Source organism: Amycolatopsis sp. FU40 (genome assembly GCF_021903635.1).
Classification (GTDB): Bacteria; Actinomycetota; Actinomycetes; order Mycobacteriales; family Pseudonocardiaceae; genus Amycolatopsis; species Amycolatopsis dendrobii.
Window position 1 is genome coordinate 7,454,803 of the sequence record NZ_CP091381.1, and the last position, 20,502, is coordinate 7,475,304.

Sequence of the window (20,502 nt, forward strand, 5' to 3'; positions counted from 1 at the left end):
GCCAGGGGCCGTTCTGTTTCACGCGGCCCGGGACATTTGCCAGTGCGGATGATGATGTCCTGCTTGGCGACCAGTCCCTGGGGTCCGCCGGAAACCGGTGCGCGGCAACGGCTGGCTCGGGTTCGCGGTCAGCCTGATGGCAAGCACTGCGTTTCAGCTCGTCATGAAGGCGGATCTGGCTCCATGGCCGACTGTTGCCGTCATGCTGGCATTGGTGTCGTACAGCTGGGTCGGGTTGCCGAAAGCTTCCAACGCGGGTTTCGCCGCGACAGTCGAACAGTCGGTGTTGGTCGCGGGCGTATTAGTCCTCGTCATCGCCGCTTGCAGCAGGCGGCGTACCCGGCAGTGCAGTTAGTCTTTCTCGCGTGAGCGACGAATCGGAAGGCGGCGGCGAAAGCACTCTCACCGTGGTGCTGGCCGGTGGAGTGAACCTGGCGATCGCGATACTGAAGCTTGTCGCGGGCATCATCACCGGATCGGGCGCGATGCTGTCCGAGGCCGCGCATTCGGTCGCCGACACCATCACCGAGGTGCTGCTGCTCACCGCTTTGAAACGGTCCGAGCGGCCGGCCGATCGCCGCCATCCGTTCGGGTACGGCAAGGAACGGTACTTCTGGTCGCTGCTCGCCGCGGTGTCGATCTTCGCTTCCGGTGCGGTCTTCGCGCTGTACGAAGGATTTACCACCGTTTTCGGCGAAGGCGCGGAGCAGACGAAACCGATCGTCGGCTACATCGTGCTGGCGCTGGCTTTCGTGCTCGAATCGGTGTCGTGGGCGCAGGCGGTCCGCCAGGTCCGTCGCGACGCGAAAGCCGAGCAGCGGCCGTTCTTCGCTTACCTGCGGATGATCGACGACCCGGCGCCCAAGACGGTGCTGTTCGAGGACTCCGCGGCACTGGTCGGCCTGCTGCTCGCGTTCGCCGGGATCGGGCTGCACCAGCTGACCGGCTCGGACGTGTGGGACGGCATCGCGTCGATCCTCATCGGCGTGCTGCTCGCGTGCGTCGCGTACCTGCTCGGCAGCACGAACCGCGGTCTGCTGGTCGGCAGGCAAGCGGATCCGCGCCTGGTCCGCGGCATCCGGGATCACCTCGGGGCCGCGCCGGAAATCGACGCCTTGGTGGATCTGCAGACCATGCTGATGGGCACCGATCACGTCCTCGTGTGCGCCCGCGTGGACTTCGACGACGCACTGCGCGCCGCCGACCTGGAATACGCCTGCGTACGGCTGGCGAACGAATTGAGCGAGCGGTTCCCGGACGTCTCGGAGGTGTTCATCGAGCCGGTGCCGCGCACGGACCCGCAACTGCGCGCGACAGTGCTGGCCCGTTACGGCCTACCGCCGCGGCCGAATCAGTAGCCGAAGTCCTGCGTCCAGTACCAGCCGTCCGTCGTGACGCCGACGCCCAGCTTCTTCAGCGAGCAGTTGAGGATGTTCTTGCGGTGCCCGCTGGAGTTCATCCACATCTGCATCACCTGGTCCGCGCTGGTCGCGCCCTTCGCGATGTTCTCCGCGCCCGGTTTCGGGTATCCCGCGGCGGTGATGCGGTCGGCGAAGCTCTCGCCTTCCGGGGTGTCGTGGGAGAAATAGTCGCGCTCGGACATGTCGTCGCTGTGCCCCTGCGCGGCTTTGTCGAGGTGTGCTTCCTCGGCGACCGGATCGCAGCCCGCCTTGTCCCGTTCGTCGTTGACCAGCGCGACGACCTGGCCCGCCAGCGTCGGCGCGCTGCGCGGCTTCGGCGACGGCTTCGCGCTGCTGCTCGTCGGAGTGTCCTCTTTGGACTCCGCAGGCGGCGGCGGAGGCGGCGCGGGCGTGGCCGAGGTCGTCGGCGGCGCTGTGGTCGCGGGCGCGCTGCTGCTGGGTGTCGCCGACGCGGAAGACGCCGGCGACACCGCGAACGGCCGCAACGCACCCGCGGACACCCCGTCGTCACGAGTCTCCGGGACGGCAACGCTCAGTGTGTCGAGGTGCCCAGAGCGCAGCGCGAACGTCCCGCCGGCTGCTCCGAGACCCCCGAAGAGAACACTGAGAGTCACACTCACGACCCGGACGCGCACACTAATGGAGGACACAGCCGCGGAAACTATCACGAACTGATTACGATGGTTACCTCCAAATGGCGCAGTGGCCGGAGACCCACTAGCGAGCACCATCGCCAGAAATCAGACGACACGAGCCCCGGACGGGTGGTCGTCCGCGAGGCAATCAATCGGACATTTCGCCGAGGCTGGCGTCGAGAACCTCGACGTACCCGTCCGTCCCGTTGACGCGGATCCGCTGTCCGTCCTTGATCAGCCGAGTGGCGTTCTGCACCCCGACGACCGCGGGCAGGCCGTACTCCCGCGCGATCACCGCGCCGTGCGTCATCTGGCCGCCGACCTCGGTCACCAGGCCGGTGATCGCGACGAACAGCGGTGACCAGCTCGGATCCGTGTATGCCGTGACGAGGATGTCGCCCGGTTCGAGGTCGGCTTCGGCGAGATCCAGGATGACGCGGGCGCGACCCTCGATGGTCCCGGCGGACACCGGCAGCCCGCCCAGCGCGCCTTCGGGCAGGTCGTCGCGGCGGTAGCTGCCGGAAACAGCCTCGCCGTCCGACGTGAGCACGCGAGGCGGCGTCAGCGATTCGTAGGTCCGGAACGCTTCCTTGCGCTGCTGGATCAGCTCGCGGTCGGCCTCGTGCGTCCGCACGAGGTCTCGGAATTCCTGCAATCGCAAGAAAAAGAGGTCCTCCGGCTCGTCGAGCACGCCGGCCCGCACCAAGCGCTCGGCCTCGCCCAGCAGAGCTTCCTTGTACACGAAGTAGCGGCTGACCATGCCGTACTTCGGGTACTCCCGGTATCCGGTGAACGTGCGGACGCGCTCGATCATCCGCTCGGTTTCCTCGGCCTTCGCCTCGCCGTCCGGCAAGGCGCGCAGCCGTTCCAGGACCTCCTGCGCCTTGTCCAACGCTTCCCGGCGGCCTTGTTCGAAGCGGCGCTGCCCGGCTCCCGGCTCGAAGTTTTTGATGTTGGACAACAACATCGGCACCAACGCGACCGGCTGTTCGCTCCACCGCGGCCGGGTGATGTCGATCTCGCCGACGCAGCGCATGCCGTACTTGTCGAGGTACCCCTGGATCGCGGCGCGCGCTTCCTCCCCGCCGGCCAGTTCGGGCAACTCGGCCAGGAACCCGTTGTCCTCGACGTCCTGGAGGAACGCGATGACCTCGGGACGGGTCCGGAGCACGTCCGCGACGTCGAGGAGCGCCAGCCCCATCTCCGAGGTGATGTTGTGCGGGACGGACTGGGTAAGCGTGTCGGCGACGTTCTTTTCGCCGAGCCACTCTTGCAGGTGATCGTTTAGCCACCAGGACGCCTGCATCGCCGCGGTGAATACCTGATGGCTGCGCGGATCGAAGAGGATCCGGCGCATTTCCTCGATGTCCTCGAAGATGAAGTCGAGCAGTTCGCTGCCGGACTTCGCCGCGATCTCGCGTTGCAGCGTGGCAATGGAAGCCTCGCTGTGCTGGATCAGTTCGGTGACGACGGCCGGATCGGTTTCGATGGTGGCCGGCGCGGCCCCGGGGATCTGCTCGCCGGGTCCGTCGTCGTCTGCCATTTGGATGAAGCCCTCGCGGGAAAGGACGGTCTCCAGCGCGTCACCCATCAGTGGGTCGGATTTCCCCACCACAGCAAGGAAACTGGTGCGGCTCTTGGGAACGGACAGGAGTGCGGTGGCATCCGCGAACAGCCGCCCGCCCGCCTCGGCCATCGGGCGCGGCGTCGTCAGCTGCCAGACCGAAAGGCCCAGCGGCTTCATCGCGTCGGTCATCATCTGCTGGTGGCCGACGGAGAGATAGACGTGGTTTTTCTCGTCGACGGCTTCCGGAATCGGGAACAGCGTGGTGATCGGGCGGCTCTGGACGATCTGGAATTCGCCGTCGGCCAGGCACCATTCGATGTCCTGCGGGCCGCCGAAACGCGCCTCGATCGTGCGGCCGAGTTCCACGAGCCGGAGGACCTGGTCGTCGGTCAGCGCGGCCTGCTCCTGCTGGTCCGCGTCAATCGCTTGCTCTTCGGTGCCGCCGCCCTCGACGGCAAGGATGGCCCGCTGCTTGGCGGAGATCGCCTTGTCGACGATCGCGCCGTCGCGCACCTGGTAGTTGTCGGCGTTGACCAGGCCGGAAACCAGTGCCTCGCCGAGGCCGAAGCTGGCCTCCACGACGGCGGTCTTCCGGTTGGACGTCACCGGGTCGGCGGTGAAGAGCACCCCGGCAGCCTGCGGGAAAACCATCTGCTGCACGACCACGGCCATGTGGACTTTCCGGTGGTCGAAGCCGTTGCGCAGCCGATAGGTCACCGCGCGTTCGGTGAACAGCGACGCCCAGCACCGGCTGATGTGCCGCAGGACCGCTTCCGCGCCAAGGACATTGAGGTAGGTGTCCTGCTGACCGGCGAAGGACGCACCCGGAAGGTCCTCCGCGGTCGCGCTCGACCGGACCGCGTAGGCGCGTCCCGCCACCAGCGCGTCGGTGATCTCCGCCGCCAGATCGTCCGGAATGACGATCGCTTCCAGCGCCTGCCGGACCTCCGCGCTGCCCTCGCTGATCGCGTCCCGGTCGTCCGGGTTCAGCTTCGCCAGCCGCTCCAGCGGGCCGGCCAGTTCCGGCGCGTTCTCGATGATCCGCTCGAACGCTTCGGTCGTCACGCAAAAACCGGGCGGCACGCGGACCCCGTCGATCCGCGCGAGTTCGCCCAGATGCGCGCCCTTGCCTCCGACGATCGCGACCTGCTCCCGGTCGATCTGCTGGAGACCGAGCACGTAGCTGCCCATTCGTTCGTTTCCCCCGTCTGTGGTCGTTCCCGGCTTTCGTTCGCCCTCGAGCGGCAGCCTGTTCGGCTGGAGATTCTGCGGGACCACCCGGGTCTTGCGGCAAGCCCCCCAATGCGTTATAAGTTAAATACGGCAGGGAGAGATGTTCTTCGCTGCCTTTTCTTTTGCCTTCCTCAAGGGCTCACCTTCGTCGTCGTGGTGGCTTCCTTGGTGACCGGTCGTCCGGTCTGGTCAGTCCCGGTCGCGGTGGTGGTCGTGGTGGCGTCCGCGCGAGCCGAAAGCGTGCAGGCTCGGGTGACCTGTTCGCCAGGGGCCAGCTGGGTGACGGTGAACGAGCAGGCCGGATCCGCGTCGCGAACGGTCACCTCGTGCAAGAGTGCGTCGCCGGTGTTGCGCAGGGTGCTCACGTACGTCACCGGATCACCCGGCCGGATCGGCTGCTCCAGGTGCTCGCGACGCAGGTCCAACGCCGGATGAAGCACCGCGAAGTCCGGTTTTCCGGTCGCGGTGACCGGCGGGCCCCAAGGGGCGGCCGCGGTCGCGGTTGCCAGGGCGGCGGCCGTCGCGGCGGGAGCGACGCACTGGTAGCGCTGGGTTCCGCCGACCGGCAACTCGGCGAATGCGTGCCCGCAGGCGGGGCCGTCGGCCACCCGGACGTCGTGCAGCGGCTGGTCACCGGTGTTGGTCAGCACGACCTCGAACGGCACCGCATCGTCGGTTCGATACGCGCTGCCGGTGGCGTGTTTGGCGACGGCCAACGCGGGCTTCTTCACCCTGAACGACGCCTGGGCGGAAGCGCTCACCGTTCGCTGGGTCGGGTCGGTGCCGGTCACCGTCGCGGTGTTCGTGAACCCGGCCGCTCCTGCGGTGATCGAGCACTGGTACTCGATCTGGGCGTCCGGTGCCAGGCTCGGGATCTGGTGCGCGCAAGCCGGGGTGCGATCGTCCACGACGGACACCGCGGTCAGCGGGACGTCGCCGACGTTGCGGACCAGCAGCGAGAAGGTGACCTTGTCGCCTTGGCGCACCTCGTACGGCTGGGCGTCCTTCATGATCGCGATTTCCGGGTGGATGACGTCGATCTTCGCTGAGCCGGACGCGGTGACCGGGCGGTTCGTCGGGTCGGTGCCGGTCAGGGTGGCGAGGACGGCGAAGTCGTCCGGTTTGGCCTTCACGGTGCACTGGTAGCTCTGCGCGGCACCGGCTTCGAGGCGGTCGAACTTCTTCGGGCAGACAGGATCGGCGCTGGTCACCGCGGTGAGCGGGACGTCGCCGGTGTTGGTGACGGAGACCGTCACGGTGAGGGTGTCGCCGGCCCGCGCGACGGTCGGGTTCGCCGAGGTCATCACGGTGAGCGCGGGATGGATCACGTCGATGTGCGCGTCGGCGGACGCGGTGAGCGGCGGGCCGACCGGCGGGGTGCCGGTCACGTGCGCGGTGCTGACCGCGTCGTCGGCTGGGGCGGGGATGGTGCAGTCGTAGGCTTTGTTCGCTTTCGGGGCGAGTGTGTCGAGGGCTTTCGCGCACGGGCCCTGGTCGGTGACCTTGACGGCGGTCAGCGGGGCGTCGCCGGTGTTGGTCGCGGTGATGGTGAAGGTGACCTGGTCGCCGGCGCGGAAGGGGCCGCCGTGGACGATCTTCGTCAATGACAATCCCGGGTGCACCACGGTGAACGCGGCGTCCGCCGTGGCGGTTACCGTGCCGCCGATCGGGTCTGCGGCGGTCACCTTCGCGGTGTTCGAGTAGCCGTCATGCCCGGCTTTGGCGGTGCAGGTGTAGTGCTGTTCTTCGCCTGCGGCCAGGGTGGGGAAGTCGCGGGCGCAGCCGGGGGTCTTTTCGTCCACAATGGACAATTTGGTCAGCGGGACGTCTCCGCTGTTGCGCACGGTGACGGTGAAGGTGACTTGGTCCCCCTCGCGCACCTGCGTCGGCGTGACAGTCTGGGTGAGCTCGACAGCGGGGTGGATGACGTCGACGTGCGCGCTCGCGCTCGCGGTGACCGGGCGGCCGGACGGGTCGGTGCCGGTGACGGTCGCTTCGCTGGTGAGGTCGTCAGTCGCGGGCCGGGTGCAGGTATAGGTCTGCTTGGCTTGCGGGGCAAGAGTTCCCAGCCGCTTCGCGCATTCCGGGACGGCGGGGTCCGCGACCTGGATGTCGTGGAGTTCGGTGTCCCCGGCGTTGCTGACGGTCAGGGTGAACGTCGCGGGCTCGCCCGGGCGCACGACGGTCGGCGTCACGCTCTGCGCGAGCGTGACGAGCGGGTGGATCACGTCGATCGCCGCCTCGGTCGCCGCCGTCACCGGTGCTCCGACCGGCGCTTTCGCGGTGACCTGCAGTGCTTCGGTCACGTCGGCACCCGGTGCGGTGGTGGTGCAGTCGAACGTCCAGTTGGTTCCAGGAGCGAGCGTGTCGTGTTGCTGTGCGCAGCCTTCGGCGCGAGCCATCGTCGTGACGGCCAGTCCGGTGAGCGGCACGTCGCCGGTGTTCGCCACGATCACGTGCACCGCCACGGCGTCATTTTCGCGGAATGGTCCACCTTGGACAGTCGCGGTCAAGCTGACCGCCGGGTGCTGCACGGTGAACGACGCGCTCGCCTTTGCCGTGACGGGTCGGCCGGTCGGGTCGGTGCCGGTGACGGTCAGATCGTTCGTGAAGCCCTGCGTTCCGGCGACCGTGGTGCAGGTGAAGGTCTGCTTTCCTTGGGCGGCAACAGTTCCGAGAGTTCGCGCGCATTCCGCAATCCGGTCGTCTGCCACGGCGACGTCATGGAACTCGGCGTCGCCGGTGTTGCTTACCGTGACTGTGAAGGTGACTCGGTCCCCCTCACGCACCTGCGCAGGCACCGCTGCGACGGTGGCCTCCAGTGTCGGATGAACCACGTCGACCCGCGCCTCCGCGGTTGCACGCTGTGTCGTGCCGAGCTGATCTTTGCCAGTCACGACAACGGCATTCGTCACGTCGTCCGCCGGGGCTAACTGTTCGCACTTGTACGTCTCGACTGCATTGGGCGCCAATGTGCCGAACTTGCGGACACAACCGGGCACGCTCTCGTCGGCCACCGCGACCTCGTCGAGCGGCACATCACCGGTGTTGCGCACGGTGATGGTGAAGGTGACGCGGTCCCCTTCGCGCACCTGCGCGGGGGAGACGGCAGCGGTGACCGCCAAGGCCGGATGGATCACCGTGACGGTGGCCGAGGACTTGGCCGTGACCGGTCGACCGGTCGCGTCCGTGCCCGTGGCGGTGACGCTGTTTGTGGTGGTGAACGCGGGTTTCGCGGTGCAGGAGTAGCTCTGCTCGGTGCCAGGCGTGAGTACACCGAAAGACCGCGAGCACTCCGGAGTCGCGTCGTCAGTGACGTCGACTGGGTTGAGCGGACTGTCGCCGGTGTTGCGTACGGTCACCTTCCAGGTGATCTGGTCCCCGCCGTGCACCACCGGCGGAACAGCGGCTTTCGAGACGGACAGCGCAGGCGTGATGAGGGGGACTTTCGCGTCCGCGGTCGAGCTGACGACCTTGCCCAGCGGATCGATGCCCTTCACGGTGGCGCGGGCTCCGTCTGGCAGCGGCACGGTTGCCGTGCAGGTGCCCACCACCGATTGTCCCGGCGCGAGGGATCCGATGGGGCGTGCGCACGAGGGGACCGCTGGGTCGGCAATGGTCACGTCGTGCAGCGGGACGTCGCCGGAGTTGGTGGTCTTGAGCGTGAAGGTCGCCTGATCGCCAGCGCGGTAAGCCGGTTTGTCGACCTGTTGACTCAACGTCACGGCCGGACGGAGGACATCGACGTTGCTGCCCGCCGAGGCCGACAGCTTCTCCCCGCCGGAGCCCACGCCCGTCGCCTTGACCGCGGCGACGAATCCCTTCTCCGGCGCGGCGAACGTGCATTGATAACGCGTGCTGGCACCCGGAGCCAAAGTTCCGATCTTCTTGCCGCACTGCGGGTTCCGCTCGTCCACGACGTCCACATCGGACGCCGGGGCAGCAGCCGGGTTCGTCACGCTCACCGTGAACGTCACTTGGTCGCCGGCGTGCACCCGATGCGGTTCGGCGACCGCCGTGACCCGCAGTTCCTGCCCTGGCCCGGCAAGCGCCGCCGGCGCGGCGGGGGTCAGCGGAGTGGCCACCAGGCCGAGGACTAAGAGCAGACGTTTCCCGGCCGAAACCATGCGCGCAAGTTTTCCACCATCCGGTGACGTCGCGGCGATTTCCTACCCGGCAGTGGGATTACCTCACTCCGCTGAGCGATCAGTGAGACGCACGGTTGACTCGTGGGTGATCGCCGCTGCCTGATCGAGGAAGCCGATCACCGTTTGGAGTTGCTCATCGGAGTAGCCGGCCGCGATCGACTTCATCGCCGCGATGATGTAGTCCCACAGCGGAGCGACGCGCTCGACGTTCGCCGGGTCGACGCGGACGAGGACCTTCCGCCGGTCGTCCGGATGCGGCATCCGGTTGACGACACCCTTGCGCTCGAGCCGGTCGACCAGCGCGGTGACGGACGCGGGCGCGAGCCCGGCGTACTCGGCCAGCTCCTTCGGAGTGAGCGGACCGAGCCGGGCGAGGTAGTCGGTGACCTTGCTCTCGACCGGCGAAAGCCCATTCTGCTCGGCGAGCGCGGTGTGGAACATGACCGTCTCGGTCGACAGCACCCGGGAGCGAAGCAGCAGCTCAGCGACCAGATCCTCGCGTTCGCTTGACATGCCCGGGAGTCTAGCGAACTATTTAGTTCGATAGAACGAATTACTTTCCAAGATATTCGAAGGGGTGAACCATGGCACGGATCCTGATCGCGGGCGGGGGTATCGCGGGGGCGATCACCGCGATCGCGCTGCACGAGGTGGGGCACGAACCGGTCCTGTACGAGGCTTACGACCGCAGCGCGGAAGGCGTCGGCGCGTTCCTGACGCTCGCGGTGAACGGCCTCGACGCGCTGACGCCGTTAGGACTGAAACCGCTGGTCAAAGACCTGGGCTTCGACACTCCGCGGATGACGCTCGGGCTCGGCAACGGCCGCAAGCTCAGCGAGTTCCCGCTCGGCGGGGCGCTGCCGGACGGCACCGTGAGCCAGACCGTCCTGCGCTCCGATCTCTACGTGGCGCTGCGCGACGAAGCAGTCAGACGCGGCGTGCGCACGGAGTTCGGCAAGCGACTGACGGACGCGAAACAGACGGCGGACGGCGTCACCGCGTCCTTCGCCGACGGCACAAAATCCGAAGGCGACCTGCTGATCGGCGCGGACGGGCTGCGGTCGACAGTCCGCCGGATCCTGGATCCCTCCGCCCCGTCGCCGCGGTACGTGCCGCTGCTCAACACCGGCGGTTTCGCGCGCGGCCTCGACCTCGACGACGAACCGGGCATCATGCACATGGTGTTCGGCCGCAAGGCGTTCTTCGCGCACGTGCTCGCCCCGGACGGCGCGGTCTGGTGGTTCGCGAACGTGCCGCACGCCAGCGAGCCGACCGAATCCGACCTCGCCTCGATGCGCGGCCCCAGTTGGCGCGAACGACTGCTCGACCTGGTCCGCCCGGACCGCACTCCAGCCACCGCGATCATCGAGGCCAGCGAAAACATCTACGAACCATGGGCGACGTACGACTTCCCGACAGTCCCGGTGTGGCATCGCGGCCGGATCGGCCTCATCGGCGACGCCGCGCACGCGACGTCACCGGCGGCCGGTCAGGGCGCGGCGATGGCGATCGAGGACGCGGTGACGCTCGCGATGTGCCTGCGCGACGTCTCCGACCCGGCGGCCGCGTTGACCACCTTCGAGGCGTTGCGCCGCGAACGGGTGGAAGCCGTTGTGGCCCAAGGCAAACGCAACGGCGACGCCAAGGCTCCCGGCCCGGTCGGCCGGGTGCTGCGGGACTTCTTCATCACGCGCGCGATGCGCAAACCGGCCACCGACGACCCGAACCGGTTCATGTGGGAGCACCGGATCGACTGGGCGTCCCCGGTCTCGCGAGTGGGCTAGCGCCAGGTGTCGACGCGGTGGAAGTTCTTGTACGCGCGGCTCGGTGTCGGCCCGCGCTGCCCCTGGTAGCGGGAGCCGGCCTCGCTGGAGCCGTACGGGAATTCCGCCGAGCTGGACAGCCGGAAAATGCACAGCTGACCGATTTTCATCCCGGGCCACAGCGTGATCGGCAGGTTCGCGACGTTCGACAGCTCGAGCGTGATGTGCCCGGAGAAGCCGGGGTCGATGAAGCCCGCGGTGGAGTGGGTGAGCAGCCCGAGGCGGCCGAGCGAGGATTTGCCCTCGAGCCGTCCGGCGAGGTCGTCGGCGAGCCGGACCTGCTCGAACGTGGACCCGAGCACGAACTCGCCGGGGTGCAGCACGAACGGCTCGTCGCCCTCTTTTTCGACCAGCGAGGTCAGCTCGTCCTGCTGCAGCTGCGGGTCGATGTGGGTGTATTTGCTGTTGTCGAAGACCCGGAAGTAACGGTCGAGCCGGACGTCGATGCTGGACGGCTGGACCATGGCAGGGTCGAAGGGGTCGATGCCGAGGCGGTCGGCGTCGAGCTCTTTGCGGAGGTCACGGTCACTGAGCAGCACGGATGCAGCCTATCGGGCGGGCAGGCGCGGCCGGGGCACCCCTCCGTCCGAACACCGCGTCCATCCGCTTGAGATACCGCCGCCGCCCGAACGCGCCGAGTGCTTCCTGCAGCGCAGTCGCGCCGGGGACGAGCTGCCGGACCGTCTCGGCCGCGTAATTCACCCCCGCCGCGGCGAGCACCGCGGCCTGCGCGACCGGGTTGTCCGGCAGCCCGAGAAAGTCGGCGTTGTCGCGGCCGAGCACGAGTCGGCTGATCGCGGAGTGCACGCCGACGTTCACCTGCGCGAGCACCTTCCCGGCGGCCCCGCGCCCCTCGCCGATCGCGGCGTGCGTGTCGACGAGGGCGCGGGCGAGCCGTTTGGAGTCGTCGTCGGGGATGAACTCGGTGGCGGCGAGCATCCAGAGCAGCCGCCAAGCGTCGTCCTCATCGGCGGGCAGCAGTTCGTCGGCGACGCCCATCAGCCAGCCGACATAGCGCCAAAGATGCAGGATGTCGGCCTTCTCGCGGGCGGTGTAGCGGAGGCCGAGCAGCTGGGTGCCGAAGACGTAGACGAGCGAGAAGAGGAGAAGCGTGCCCGCGGTCTGGACCTGGTTGACCGGCCGGTCCCACCGGTCGTAATCCCAGTCCGGCCGGTTGTTCATCGCACGCCGGACGTGCGCGTGCACGAGCCGGATCCTCAGCGCTGCTTGGTACCCCGTGCCGTGTTTTTGGAGCGCCCCCGGCGTGGTGACGTCAATCCACCAAGCCGCGGTCTCCACCAGCCGCCGCGGTGCCCGATGCTCGATTTCCCCAGTGCCGACCAGCGATTTCGTCGCGCGCGAGGCCAGGTAGCCGCCCATGAGCGACATGTCGCCAAGCGGGAAGAGCCCAAGCAACCCGGCGCGAGTGATCGCCTTCGCGCCGCGGAGGAGCCGTTCCTGGTCGACCCAGTACGGGGTGGCTTCGACCTGCTCGACGAACTGCTTCAGTTCCGGCGGCGCTTGCTCCCCGGCGAGCGCCCGGTCGACTCGGCTTTGATTGTGCGGTTCCCGATGCAGCCACTCGACGACCGCGTCGGCCAGGGCGTCTTCCTGCTGCGCGAAGGTCCGGAGCCGGTTGAGCTGCGCTTCGTCCGCGGTGGCACCTCGGGTCCGGGCTGCCAGGCGGAACCCGCCTTGGCGGAACATCTCGGGAGACATCTCGGGGTCGTCCATCGCGCACCTCCGCACCGTGGGTCGACAACAAGTGTTGTCACTTTGCCGGGCGGGCGTCAAGGCGTGGCCCGCTGGACATGGGGGTGCCGTGGTTGTGTATGCTGGCGGAGCACTGCGGATGTAGTTCAATGGTAGAACATCAGCTTCCCAAGCTGAATACGCGGGTTCGATTCCCGTCATCCGCTCTCATAGAGAAGCCCCAGGTCAGTGGTTGTCCACTTTAGACCTGGGGCTTTTTTTATCCGCGCTTTTCACTTCTCGGGTGCCATTAACTGATCGACGTCCAAGCCTGAGCCCTCGGAGAGGGGGAGCCCGCGGACTAACGTCGACCAAGCGTAGGCAGGCCGCCGCTGACGATCCGGACATACCTGCGCCTGCCCTTGCCGACGCCGTGTCCCTCTGTGTTCCGGGAGGTTTGGCCGTCAGTTCGCAGGCGACCGTCCGCACGGCAACTCGTGTCGCTCATTCGCCCCTCAGCAAAGTCAGGCGTGTGACGCACGGAGCCGCGTCTGCTCTGGGTCGGAGTCGCGATCGGCGACTCATTGAGCTTGGTGCGGCACCGTTCCGCCCGCGTGAGGAGTTCGTCTCGCCGCCACACATGCTCAGGCAGATTTTCGAACGCCTTGATCAGGGTTCCTGCTTCGTGGTGCAACCCCACGCGCCTGCTCTCGGCGACGAGGGGTGACTTGAGTTTGTTCTTCCCCTGAGAGACTTGGTACGTCGCCAAGTGAGCTCTCACCCCACGTTCCAGTAGGTCGAGCCGCCGAAGCAGGCTCCGATACCTCTTGAGAAGCCGCTCGTCTCCTCCCACGAGATAGCGAGCGGCCGCCTTCCGTCCTGCCATGTAGCTGCAATCGCGCGAGCCAAGCTGGACGTTCCGCCGCGCAGATCACAATTCATCCGACACGGTCGTCGCAGCGGCCTTCTCGCGTCGTGCCTCTGCCGGAAGCGCTAGGAAGGCAACAAGGTGAACGAGGAAATATGCCTTGGCTTGACAATCGAGAAATGACGCGTATCGAGGGTGGCCACCCGCGTGATGCCAAGACGCTCGGCCAGCGCGATGACGCACGCATCGGCGGTGCCCAACGGGAGATCAGCGTACTTCTCCACCAGGTCGGCTGCCCGCGCGATATCGGCGAGCATCATGGACTCGACGGTGTAGAGACCATCCGCGACGTCGCGAAGAAAATCGGCTTCCGCTGAGGCGCCAGCACGCGAACCAAGCATGTAGCCAATCTCCACGAGCAGCGACTCCGGCAGGACTAGTGGCTCCAGAGTCGAAGCCAGAAGTTCGGTACAGCGTTCATGGTCGTCATCGCGCCGGTTGCCCATGGCGACCACGACTCCAGTGTCGACCAGGATCACGCCGACTTGCCCGATCCGCCGCCAAGCTCTCGACGGGCCACTTCCTTGGCACGTCGGCCGAGATCATGTTCGCCTTCGAACACACCTACCGTGCGAAACCGGCGACGTGGCGGTTCAGCGCCTGGTGGCACCTCCGCCAGTTGCCGAAGCGCCGCCAACGCAGCGGATACCCGTTCGTCAGGAACCGCCTCGAGGAGGCGGCGAGCCTCTTCACGAGGAGCACCCGGATCCGGGGCTTCGCTAGTCGCCATGCCCCCATCCTAGCTGCAACCACACACAATTCCGACGAACGCGAACTACGCAGTGCTGTCGTGGGCACACTTGGCGTTGCCCCACTGGTTAAGTACGACCTCGCAGCCGGACTTAGTGTTGCCCGTACTACCCCGCCTCGGACATCGCGTCTTCCTTCGGAGCAGACGGCGTTGCCCTTCGGTGGAACCAAAACAACCCGCACAACACCACCAGCCACACCACTCCGACCACCAGCGCCAGGCGGGTGTCCTCGGCGAACGCCATCACCACGAAGATGAACACCATGAACACCATCGTCAAAACCTGACCCACCGGCCAGAACGGCACCGGGAACGCCAAATCCGCAGCGGACGAACCGCGGCGGGAGCGGTAGTGGGTAAGCAGGATCATGAACCACACCCACACCGTCGCGAACGTGCCCACCGACGCGATCAGCAGGAAAGCGCTGTCCGGCAACAGGTAGTTCAGAACGACAGCGAGGCTCAGGGCCGCGGCGACGACGAGGACGGTCATCCACGGGATGCCGTTACGCGTAACCCGGGCCATGATCGCGGGAGCCTGGCCACGTCGAGCCAGGCCGTAGATCATCCGTCCGGCGCCGAAGATGTCGCTGTTGATCGCGGACAACGCGGCGGTGACCACGACGATGTTCAAAACTGTTGCGGCGGAATGCAATCCCAGGCCGGCGAAGATTTGGACGAAGGGGCTTCCGGAGGTGCTGATCGTGTTCCACGGGTTCAGCATCATGATGATCGCCAGCGTCGCCACGTAGAAAAGCAGCACCCGAACCGGGACCGTATTGACCGCCTTGGGCATGGCGGTGCGCGGGTCTTCGGATTCGGCTGCGGTGAGGCCCAGAATCTCCGTGCCGCCGAAGGCGAACATCACCAACGCGAACGACGCGATGAAACCGCTGATGCCGTTGGGGAACCAGCCGCCGTGGGACCACAGGTTGGCGACACCGCCGGAATTGGCGCCGAGGCCGAAGATCAGGATTGCGGCACCGCCGAGGATCATCGCGACGATGGCGACGACCTTGACCAGAGTGAACCAGAATTCCAGCTCACCGTAGACCCGTACGCTCACCAGGTTCGCGGCGGCGATGACCAGGATCGTCAGCACCACCCAGATCCAGCGTGGCACGTCGGGGAACCAGAATCCCATATACACAGCCAAAGCCGTGACATCGGCGACGCAGACGATCACCATCTCGAACGCATACGTCCAGCCGGTAAGAAACCCAGCCAAGGGACCCAGGTGCTTCCGGGCGTATTCGCCGAAAGAACCGGGCGCGGGATCGTTGACGGCCATCTCGCCCAAAGCGCGCAGCACGAAGAAAATCGCCGCGCCGCCAATGAGATACGCGAGCAACACCGACGGCCCGGCCTTGGCGATCGTGTCCGAGGAGCCGTAGAACAATCCGGTGCCGATCGCCGAGCCCAAGGCGATGAACCGGATGTGCCTGCCGTTCAACCGGCGGCTCAAACCATCCCCGGACTTCGTCGTCATTGACGGTTACCTCCCGAAATCGGCGGCCCGCGGCGCGAGCGGGTCGGCACAGTAGAACTGATCCGGCCTCGGCCGCCCAACCGACGACAACGGGAAAGCGTCTGCGATTTCAGACAGTCCACATAGGACGTCAGCCTTCCACCAATTCCCACGGCGCGCCCGGCTCCGCCCGGTCGAACACCTGGCCCGGCGCGGCGAGCAGGGTCGACGCGACGTCCGGGTACAGCTGCACGACGTGTTCCAGTTCCAGGCCCTCCACCTCGAAATCCTCCGCTTCGGGAACCTCGAAGCCGACGAACAGCCACGTGCCGTCCTGCTCGCGGACCACTTGGCGGACCGCCCGCGCCGGCGCGTCCGCGGTCGTTCCGATTTCGGTCAATCCGGTGCTCAGCTGGACTTCCTCCACCGGCGAACCGGGGTGCGTCCAGGCTGCGATCCGGGCCTCCCGGTGCACGAGATCCTCGTCCAGGTCATCGGAATCCGACACCGAACTGAGCAGCCAGGTACGGCGGTCCGGGTCCCAGTCCGCGGCCATCCCCGGCGGCACGTCGGCCAGCGCGACCAGGTGCGGCAGCAGGGTCACCGCCTCGCGCAGGGCCGTCGCGCCGAACAGCTGGCGGTTGACCTCCATGTCCTCTTCGAACTCGGCGCCGTCGCTGATGAACCAGTCGTCGTCATCGTCAAGGACGACGAAGGCCAGCTTCTCCGGATGATCCACCAGGTCGTGCGCGATGATCACCGGGGATTCCGGGTCCTGTCGCAGCGGCCATTCCTCGGACATGTTCACTCCCCGTCGTCGATTACCTGCAACCACTCGGCATCCGGAGCCTCGCGGAAGAACACCTCGCCCGGTTCCGCGTCCAGCAACTCGACGACGTCCGGGTACAGCTGCGCCACGTGCCCGAGCTCCAGGGTGTCAACCTCGACGTCGGTCTGCTCGTCGGGATCCGGCACCTCGAAGCCGACGAACATCCACGTGCCGTCTTCTTCCCGGCTGACGTAACGCACACTGCGCGCCGGTGCGTCCGCCGCGGTGCCGATCTGCATCAACCCCAGGCTGAGGTTCACCTCTTCCATCGGCGATCCGGCGTGCGGCCAAGCAGCGGCGCGCGCCTCCCGGTACGCGCGGGCCTCGTCGTCATCGCTCGGCACGAGCGGCGAAATCAGCACCCAGGTCCCGTTGCCCGCGTCCCACTCCGCACCCATCCCGGCTGGCAGCTTGGCCAGCGCGGTCAGCTGCGGCAACAGCTCGACGACGTCGTGGAGGCACATCGTGGCGAACTGCTCTTCGTCGAGTTCCGGGTCTTCGCCGAACTCCGTGCCGTCGCTGACGAACCAGCCTTCCTCGTCGTCGAGCAGCACGTGATCCAGCTCCTCGGGCCGCTCGATCAGCCCCCGGGCGACGAGCACCGCCGCGTGCGGTTCCTGCCCCATCGGCCAGTCCTGCGCCATCCCCGCTCCCCACCTCGTGTCCACGTGCGGGCCCATCCCACCAGACCCGCCCGCTCAGGTGCACAGCGCGTCTCCGGCAGGAAATTCCACGCTCGTTGGATTAGGCTCGAGGGCATGGTGCTGCCCGAACGTCTCGCCCGGTTCAACCGCGTGGTCACCAACCGGGTCACGAAACCCTTCGCCGACAAACTGCCCGGATTCGGGGTGGTCGTGCACCGCGGCCGGAAGTCCGGCCGCGAATTCCGCACCCCGCTCAACATCTTCCGCACCGACGACGGATTCGTCGTCGCGCTCACCTACGGACCGGACGCCGACTGGGTCCGCAACGTCCGCGCCGCGGGCGAAGCGGAGGTGATCACGCGCGGCCGTAAATACCGCGTGCGCGATCCGGAACTCGTGCATGATGAGTCGCGCCGGCCGATGCCGCCCGGGGTGCGGCAGTTCCTCGGACTGGTCGGCGTCACGGATTTCCTTGTGCTGAAACGAGAATGAGGGGGAGCGCGGATGCTCACGGGGAAGCTGGTGCGGCTGCGGGCGATCGAACCGTCGGACGCCGAATCGATCTACCGGTGGATCCATGATCCGGCGGTGGGCCAGTACATGACCAGCGACTACCCGCGCTCCCTCGCCCAGTTGCGCAAGCGGGGCGAGGAACGACCGGCGAACACCTACGAAAACGTCGTGCTCGGCATCGAATCGATCGAGGCCGGAAAACTGATCGGTGTCGTCGACCTGCGTGACGCAAGCCCAGAGGTCGGTCGCGCCGAACTGGACATCTACATCGGCGAGACCGACCACTGGGACGGCGGATACGGCACCGAGGCGTTGAAACTCATGTGCCGCTACGGGTTCAACGTGATGCGGCTGCACCTGATCGCGCTCTGGGTGGTCGCCGAGAACGAGCGCGCCCGGCACGTCTACCGCAAGGTCGGGTTCGTGGAGGACGGCAGGCACCGCGAATGCCATCGCGGGCCTGACGGCAAGTACCACGACATGTACCTGATGAGCCTGCTCGAGCCGGAGCTGAACGACTGAGCTAGCTCTTGACCTGCCGCTTGCCCCACAGGCTGGCGGCGAGCGTCACGCCGATCGCGGCCAGCACGACCTGGGTGATGATCTCCAGCCAGTCGATGCCCTTGGTGTCGGCGTAGCCGATCCCGCGGGCGATCGCGGTGCCGACGAACGCGGCGACGATGCCGACGATGATCGTCAGCCAGATCGGGATCGCTTGCTTTCCAGGGGCGACCAGCTTGCCGAGCAGGCCGAGGATCAGGCCGATCACGACCGCGCTGATGATGCCGGAAACCGCCATGGCGAAACTCCTTCTGCCGAGAGGATCGGGCCCGACCGGTTTAGCCCGGAACCCGAGGCGCCAAACCCGGCTTACCGCCCGTCCGCCCGCACCGCTACCGGAAGCAGGAAAAATGCCCCGGTCCGGGTGCGGAGCGGGGCATTTTTCCAGCGAGTGCGATCAGAACGCGGCTTCGTCGATCTCCATGAGCGCGTTGTCCGCGGCCTCCACGATGGCGCGGCGCGAGGTCAGCTCCGGCAGCACGCTCTTCGCGAAGAACGACGCCACCGCCAGCTTGCCCTCGTAGAACGGCTTGTCCTTGGCCGACGCGCCGTTGTCGAGCTTGGCCAGCGCGACCTCGGCTCCCTGCAGCAGCTTCCAGCCGACCAGCAGGTCGCCCACCGACATCAGCAGCCGCACGGTGTGCTGGCCGACCTTGTTGATGTTCTGCGGGTCTTCCTGCGACGAGGTCAGGTAGCCGATCAGCGAGCCCAGCATGCCCTGGGTGTCCTCGAGCGCCTGCTTGAGCAGCGCGCGCTCGTTCTTGAGCCGGCCGTTGCCCGCCTCAGACTCGATGAACTTGGTGATCTCGCCCGCGACGAACGCGAGCGCCTGACCCTTGTCCCGGACGATCTTGCGGAAGAAGAAGTCCAGCGACTGGATCGCCGTGGTGCCCTCGTAGAGCGAGTCGATCTTCGCGTCGCGGATGTACTGTTCGATCGGGTAGTCCTGGAGGAAGCCGGAACCGCCCAGCGTCTGCAGCGACTGCACGAGCTGCTCGGTGGCGCGCTCGGAGCCGACGCCCTTGACGATCGGCAGCAGCAGGTCGTTGACGCCGTGCGCCAGCTTCAGCGCGGCTTCGTCGCCCTCGCCGGTCCACAGCTGGTCCTGGAACGACGCGGTGTACAGGTAGATCGCGCGCAGGCCCTCGGCGTACGCCTTCTGCAGCATCAGCGAACGACGCACGTCGGGGTGGTGCGTGATCGTGACGCGCGGCGCGGCCTTGTTCAGCATGTTCGGCAGGTCAGCGCCCTGCACGCGCTCCTTGGCGTACTCAAGCGCGTTCAGGTAGCCGGTGGACAGCGTGGCGATCGCCTTGGTGCCGACCATCATCCGGGCGTACTCGATGACCTGGAACATCTGCGCGATGCCGTCGTGCACCTCGCCGAGCAGCCAGCCCTTGGCCGGGGTGCCGTGCTGGCCGAAGGTCAGCTCGCACGTGGTGGACACCTTGATGCCCATCTTGTGCTCGATGTTGGTGACGTAGGCGCCGTTGCGCTCGCCGAGCTCGCCGGTCTTCGAGTCGAAGTGGAACTTCGGGACCAGGAACAGCGACAGGCCCTTGGTGCCCGGCTTGGTCTCGATGCCGGGACCCTCGGGACGGGCCAGCACCAGGTGCATGATGTTCTCGACCATGTCGTTCTCGGCCGAGGTGATGAACCGCTTCACGCCGTCGATGTGCCAGGAGCCGTCCTCCTGCTTGACCGCCTTGGTGCGGCCCGCGCCGACGTCCGAACCGGCGTCCGGCTCGGTGAGGACCATGGTGGCTCCCCAGCCGCGGTCGATCATCAGCTGAGCCCAGTGCTTCTGCTCTTCGGTGCCGTTCTTGTCCACGATCATGGCGAAGTTCGGACCCGCCAGGTACATGAACAGCGGGGCGTTCGCGCCGAGGATCAGCTCGGCCGCGGCCCACTGCACCGTCGGAGGCAGGCCGAAGCCGCCAAGCTCGTTGGTGAGGCCGAGCCGCCACCATTCGCCGTCGACGAGCGCCTGGTAGCTCTTCTTGAACGAGTCGGGAATCGTCACGCTGAACGTCTTGGGGTCATACACCGGCGGGTTGCGGTCCGCGTCGGCGTAGGACTCGGCGAGCGGGCCGGTGGCGAGGTTGTTCAGCTCCGACAGCACGCCGCGGGCGGTCTCCTCGTCCGATTCGGCGAGTACGCCCTTCCCGAGCCGTTCCTGCACGCCGAGCACCTCGAAGAGGTTGAACTCCAGGTCTCGGACGTTGCTCTTGTAGTGGCCCATGTCGTCACTCCGTGTCGTGTTCGGCTTTCCGGCCGGGCACTGGTTCC

17 protein-coding genes and 1 tRNA gene are annotated in these 20,502 nt (G+C 67.0%); 6 read left to right on the top strand and 12 right to left on the bottom strand.

Features of this window, described 5'->3' with window-relative positions; all coding sequences use genetic code 11:
- Nucleotides 1-136 precede the first annotated feature (136 nt).
- Nucleotides 137-355: a hypothetical protein gene (locus L3Q65_RS35105; protein ID WP_182892873.1), complete on the top strand. Its 219-nt coding sequence runs from the start codon at nucleotides 137-139 to the stop codon at nucleotides 353-355.
- 10 nt (nucleotides 356-365) lie between these two features.
- Entirely contained in the window at nucleotides 366-1,358 is a 993-nt protein-coding gene (locus tag L3Q65_RS35110) for a cation diffusion facilitator family transporter (protein WP_182892874.1), read from the top strand.
- Here the strand turns inward: L3Q65_RS35110 and L3Q65_RS35115 are convergent.
- The 4 genes from L3Q65_RS35115 to L3Q65_RS35130 all read right to left on the bottom strand — a co-directional run bounded on the left by L3Q65_RS35115 (nucleotide 1,352) and on the right by L3Q65_RS35130 (nucleotide 9,517).
- Entirely contained in the window at nucleotides 1,352-2,035 is a 684-nt protein-coding gene (locus L3Q65_RS35115) for a CAP domain-containing protein (RefSeq protein WP_237600980.1), read from the bottom strand. The genes L3Q65_RS35110 and L3Q65_RS35115 overlap by 7 nt on opposite strands.
- A 169-nt stretch (nucleotides 2,036-2,204) precedes the next feature.
- Nucleotides 2,205-4,814: a rifamycin-inactivating phosphotransferase gene (gene rph / locus L3Q65_RS35120; RefSeq protein ID WP_237597617.1), complete on the bottom strand. Its 2,610-nt coding sequence runs from the start codon at nucleotides 4,812-4,814 to the stop codon at nucleotides 2,205-2,207.
- Nucleotides 4,815-4,987: 173 nt separating this feature from the next.
- Nucleotides 4,988-8,983: a hypothetical protein gene (locus L3Q65_RS35125; RefSeq protein ID WP_237597618.1), complete on the bottom strand. Its 3,996-nt coding sequence runs from the start codon at nucleotides 8,981-8,983 to the stop codon at nucleotides 4,988-4,990.
- Nucleotides 8,984-9,046: 63 nt separating this feature from the next.
- Nucleotides 9,047-9,517 carry a MarR family winged helix-turn-helix transcriptional regulator gene (locus L3Q65_RS35130; protein WP_182892878.1) on the bottom strand — a complete coding sequence of 157 codons (471 nt, stop codon included), beginning with the start codon at nucleotides 9,515-9,517 and terminating at the stop codon, nucleotides 9,047-9,049.
- A 71-nt stretch (nucleotides 9,518-9,588) separates the two neighbouring features.
- On the opposite strand from L3Q65_RS35130, the gene L3Q65_RS35135 reads away from it, so the two are divergent.
- The gene (locus L3Q65_RS35135) at nucleotides 9,589-10,788 is read left to right on the top strand and encodes an NAD(P)/FAD-dependent oxidoreductase (RefSeq protein WP_237597619.1); all 1,200 of its coding nucleotides are present in this window, start codon (nucleotides 9,589-9,591) and stop codon (nucleotides 10,786-10,788) included.
- Here the strand turns inward: L3Q65_RS35135 and dcd are convergent.
- Both dcd and L3Q65_RS35145 read right to left on the bottom strand, forming a co-directional pair.
- A complete protein-coding gene (gene dcd, locus L3Q65_RS35140; protein ID WP_037354328.1) occupies nucleotides 10,785-11,366 on the bottom strand; it encodes a dCTP deaminase in 582 nt (193 codons plus the stop codon). The genes L3Q65_RS35135 and dcd overlap by 4 nt on opposite strands.
- A complete protein-coding gene (locus tag L3Q65_RS35145) occupies nucleotides 11,353-12,561 on the bottom strand; it encodes an oxygenase MpaB family protein (RefSeq protein ID WP_182892880.1) in 1,209 nt (402 codons plus the stop codon). Before L3Q65_RS35145 ends, dcd begins: the two co-directional genes overlap by 14 nt.
- A 114-nt stretch (nucleotides 12,562-12,675) precedes the next feature.
- Between L3Q65_RS35145 and L3Q65_RS35150 the strand changes: the two genes are divergently transcribed.
- Nucleotides 12,676-12,746, top strand: a tRNA-Gly gene (locus L3Q65_RS35150).
- 766 nt (nucleotides 12,747-13,512) lie between these two features.
- Here L3Q65_RS35150 and L3Q65_RS35155 read toward each other — a convergent pair.
- The 4 genes from L3Q65_RS35155 to L3Q65_RS35170 form a co-directional block, all read right to left on the bottom strand.
- Complete coding sequence (locus L3Q65_RS35155) at nucleotides 13,513-13,926, bottom strand: type II toxin-antitoxin system VapC family toxin (RefSeq protein ID WP_237597620.1); 414 nt, start codon at nucleotides 13,924-13,926, stop codon at nucleotides 13,513-13,515.
- Nucleotides 13,927-14,304: 378 nt separating this feature from the next.
- Nucleotides 14,305-15,621 (bottom strand): amino acid permease, encoded by a 1,317-nt coding sequence (locus L3Q65_RS35160; RefSeq protein WP_237597621.1) that lies wholly within the window; start codon nucleotides 15,619-15,621, stop codon nucleotides 14,305-14,307.
- A gap of 196 nt (nucleotides 15,622-15,817) precedes the next feature.
- On the bottom strand, nucleotides 15,818-16,468 hold the full coding sequence (locus L3Q65_RS35165) for a hypothetical protein (RefSeq protein WP_182892883.1): 651 nt from the start codon (nucleotides 16,466-16,468) through the stop codon (nucleotides 15,818-15,820).
- A gap of 2 nt (nucleotides 16,469-16,470) precedes the next feature.
- Nucleotides 16,471-17,139, bottom strand: coding sequence for a hypothetical protein (locus L3Q65_RS35170; RefSeq protein ID WP_237597622.1), 669 nt, complete (start codon nucleotides 17,137-17,139; stop codon nucleotides 16,471-16,473).
- Between the two features lie 114 nt (nucleotides 17,140-17,253).
- Between L3Q65_RS35170 and L3Q65_RS35175 the strand changes: the two genes are divergently transcribed.
- Both L3Q65_RS35175 and L3Q65_RS35180 read left to right on the top strand, forming a co-directional pair.
- Complete coding sequence (locus tag L3Q65_RS35175) at nucleotides 17,254-17,631, top strand: nitroreductase family deazaflavin-dependent oxidoreductase (RefSeq protein ID WP_182892884.1); 378 nt, start codon at nucleotides 17,254-17,256, stop codon at nucleotides 17,629-17,631.
- A 12-nt stretch (nucleotides 17,632-17,643) separates the two neighbouring features.
- Nucleotides 17,644-18,174, top strand: a complete 531-nt coding sequence (locus tag L3Q65_RS35180) for a GNAT family N-acetyltransferase (RefSeq protein ID WP_237597623.1) — start codon at nucleotides 17,644-17,646, stop codon at nucleotides 18,172-18,174.
- Between the two features lies 1 nt (nucleotide 18,175).
- Here L3Q65_RS35180 and L3Q65_RS35185 read toward each other — a convergent pair whose 3' ends face one another.
- Both L3Q65_RS35185 and L3Q65_RS35190 read right to left on the bottom strand, forming a co-directional pair.
- The gene (locus L3Q65_RS35185; protein ID WP_043831620.1) at nucleotides 18,176-18,451 is read right to left on the bottom strand and encodes a GlsB/YeaQ/YmgE family stress response membrane protein; all 276 of its coding nucleotides are present in this window, start codon (nucleotides 18,449-18,451) and stop codon (nucleotides 18,176-18,178) included.
- 159 nt (nucleotides 18,452-18,610) lie between these two features.
- Nucleotides 18,611-20,455 carry an acyl-CoA dehydrogenase gene (locus L3Q65_RS35190; protein WP_182892886.1) on the bottom strand — a complete coding sequence of 615 codons (1,845 nt, stop codon included), beginning with the start codon at nucleotides 20,453-20,455 and terminating at the stop codon, nucleotides 18,611-18,613.
- Between the last annotated feature and the right edge of the window lie 47 nt (nucleotides 20,456-20,502).

What these genes read in the sequence shown, in the direction of transcription:
- L3Q65_RS35170 (WP_237597622.1), bottom strand. Translation starts at nt 17,139, where the DNA reads ATGGCGCAGGACTGGCCGATGGGGCAGGAACCGCACGCGGCGGTGCTC.
- L3Q65_RS35125 (WP_237597618.1), bottom strand. Translation starts at nt 8,983, where the DNA reads ATGGTTTCGGCCGGGAAACGTCTGCTCTTAGTCCTCGGCCTGGTGGCC.
- L3Q65_RS35180 (WP_237597623.1), top strand. Translation starts at nt 17,644, where the DNA reads ATGCTCACGGGGAAGCTGGTGCGGCTGCGGGCGATCGAACCGTCGGAC.
- L3Q65_RS35185 (WP_043831620.1), bottom strand. Translation starts at nt 18,451, where the DNA reads ATGGCGGTTTCCGGCATCATCAGCGCGGTCGTGATCGGCCTGATCCTC.
- L3Q65_RS35190 (WP_182892886.1), bottom strand. Translation starts at nt 20,455, where the DNA reads ATGGGCCACTACAAGAGCAACGTCCGAGACCTGGAGTTCAACCTCTTC.
- L3Q65_RS35130 (WP_182892878.1), bottom strand. Translation starts at nt 9,517, where the DNA reads ATGTCAAGCGAACGCGAGGATCTGGTCGCTGAGCTGCTGCTTCGCTCC.
- L3Q65_RS35135 (WP_237597619.1), top strand. Translation starts at nt 9,589, where the DNA reads ATGGCACGGATCCTGATCGCGGGCGGGGGTATCGCGGGGGCGATCACC.
- L3Q65_RS35165 (WP_182892883.1), bottom strand. Translation starts at nt 16,468, where the DNA reads ATGTCCGAGGAATGGCCGCTGCGACAGGACCCGGAATCCCCGGTGATC.
- rph (WP_237597617.1), bottom strand. Translation starts at nt 4,814, where the DNA reads ATGGGCAGCTACGTGCTCGGTCTCCAGCAGATCGACCGGGAGCAGGTC.
- L3Q65_RS35175 (WP_182892884.1), top strand. Translation starts at nt 17,254, where the DNA reads ATGGTGCTGCCCGAACGTCTCGCCCGGTTCAACCGCGTGGTCACCAAC.
- L3Q65_RS35105 (WP_182892873.1), top strand. Translation starts at nt 137, where the DNA reads ATGGCAAGCACTGCGTTTCAGCTCGTCATGAAGGCGGATCTGGCTCCA.
- L3Q65_RS35145 (WP_182892880.1), bottom strand. Translation starts at nt 12,561, where the DNA reads ATGGACGACCCCGAGATGTCTCCCGAGATGTTCCGCCAAGGCGGGTTC.